We start from the raw sequence: 2,389 nt of genomic DNA on the forward strand, positions 1-2,389 counted from the left end.
GTGTGGTTGGGCACGTTTTGCACCCGACTGCCTGGGGGTAAGCCAAAATATTCCTCGGTGTAGGCGGCATCGATATAGCCATAGGACGCGATCACATTCCAACCAGGCAAAACTTCGCCAGCCAGATTCAGATCAATGCCTCGACTGCGCTGCTCAGCAATCGGAATGCTGAAATCAGGGTTGTCGGGGTCGGTGGTGGCCAGGTTGGTTTTGGTAATGTTGTAGGCAGCTAGGGAAGCGGTTAGGCGATCGGTGATAGCTGCTTGAACACCCACCTCGTACTGGGTGCCGCGCTCTGGCTCTAGAAAGCTGCCGTCAACGCTGGTGCCAAAGTTGGGTTGAAACGATCGCGCAAAGTTGGCGTAGAGCGAAATCGGCTCGATCGGCTGGTAAACTACGCCAACGGTGGGGGTAAACGCCGTCACATCTTGACCAGAGTCGGTACCTGTGCGGTTATCGCGGCTGTATTGCGAAACCACATCAAACCGTCCGCCAGCGACCACGATCAGGTTGTCGAGTATTTGGACCTGATCTTGCACAAAGAGGCCGAGGGCATTGGTGCGATCGCTATTATTCCGCACCTCATCGGTCAGGGCGCTGAGGGGGGGCCGCTCAATGACGTTATAGACCGGGTTAAAGATATCAAGGTCGGGCGTCAACCCACCCGGTAGCCGTCGCTGGGTGCCGCCGGAAGTCTGTCGCCGCAGATCTAGCCCAATCAGCAGGTTGTGCTCAACTGAGCCGGTCGAAAAGTTGCCCAGCACATCGGTTTGCAGCGAATAAACCTCACCAAGGTCGTCGTTGGAGCGGAAGTTTCGGGTCAAAATGCCGGTGGCTTCGTCTAGGGCTACTGGCTCGGCCCGATAGTCAAAACTGTCGGTCGAAAGCAGCCGAAACTGGTTGCGCACCTGCCAGCGATCGCTAAACTCGTGCTCCAGACGGTATCCGGCTCCGTATTCCTGTACGCGGCTAACATCGTCAGGTTCCCCAAAAATGCGGCTCAGCGGGGTGTCTACGATGCCCCGCCCGGTGGCCAAAAACCCTCGGTCGAAGGGGCGTTCGTCGTTGCGATAGGTAAAGTCTAGATTCAACGTTGTGGCATCGCCCAGGCGAAAGGCCAACGACGGCGCAGCAAAATAGCGATTGACGGTTTGGTCAAAGTTGCGGAAGCCATCGGCGCGTTCGTAGGCCCCATTAAAGCGGTACAGAATGGTGCGTTCGCTATTCAGCGGCCCGGTCAAATCGACCGTGGGGCGAACAAACCCATAGCTGCCCGCCTGAAGTTCTAAGCCATAGAACGGCTCGTCGAGGGGCTGCTTGGTGACTAGGTTGATAATGCCGCCGGGCTCTGTATTGCCAAACAAGACCGAGGCTGGCCCCCGCAGCACCTCAATGCGTTCCACGTTGGCGGTTTCGGCAAACCCCGAGCCATCGCCCCTAAACCCATCAATAAAAATACCGCTAGTAAAAAAGCCGCGAATATTGAGCTGGTCGGTGGTACTGCCAAACCCGCCATCCTGCACCACGCCGCTGACGTTGCGCACGGCATCGCTCACGCGGGTAATGCCCTGATCCTCCAGCACTTGTTCGGGAATAATTTGAATTGTGCGCGGGGTATCGCGCAGGGGCGTATCGGTGCGGGTAGCCGAGGTGGCACTGCGGGGCGCATAACCCTCATCACCCTCCCCCGTCACCCCAATGCGGATGACCTCATCCTCCCCAGCGGCCAAGCTCACACCGGGCGCAATTCCCAGCACCAGCCCAGTGGCCTCAGTGTTCACATTCACCGCTGGCGGCCCATCACTGCCGGTGATCGCTACCCGCACCCGATTCCCAGGTTCATTGGTCACGCTCACCAGGGCAATGCCCTCGGTGGGGCCAAACTGCTCAAAACCCTCGCCCTCTGGCAGGGCCAGCACTGCATTGGGAATCTCGGCTATCAGCGCGTTACCCACCACCGAGGTCACCGGGTTTCCCAATGCCCCGTCGGCATCTAGAACCAGCCTCAGCCCCTCGCCTTCAGCTTCCACCCGCACCCCGGTAATCTGCGTCGCCCCCTGGGCCAGATTGAGATCCGCCGCCTGACTGCTGGGCTGAGCTACATCCGCTAAAGACAACGCCGTTTCAGCCCGAGCCGTCATCGGCACCAGCGCCAGCCATCCCGCCAACAACACCAACCCTTGCAATCGAACGCCCATCACACCACCTGCTAAATCGTTAAGAACCCTGCCCTAGCAGCCCATGGCTTTGAGGCAATCAGGAATACTTCTCAACAAGATACAGGTCGGTGGGGAGCGCTAAAGCAAGAAATGATCCCTAGCCGGAGTTTTTGCGATCGCACCCCGGAGTTTTTGGGAAGGGTATCCGGTAGCGGGTGCCAGGTCTCTGG

General features: G+C 58.6%; 1 protein-coding gene. It reads right to left on the minus strand.

All coding sequences use genetic code 11. The annotated features are described in order from the left end of the window. Nucleotides 1-2,198, minus strand: a 2,198-nt coding sequence (locus IQ273_RS32590; protein WP_228054348.1) for a TonB-dependent siderophore receptor, incomplete at its 3' end; no start/stop codon positions are given. Nucleotides 2,199-2,389: the final 191 nt, after the last annotated feature.

Source organism: Nodosilinea sp. LEGE 07298 (assembly GCF_015207265.1).
Lineage (GTDB): Bacteria > Cyanobacteriota > Cyanobacteriia > Phormidesmidales > Phormidesmidaceae > Nodosilinea.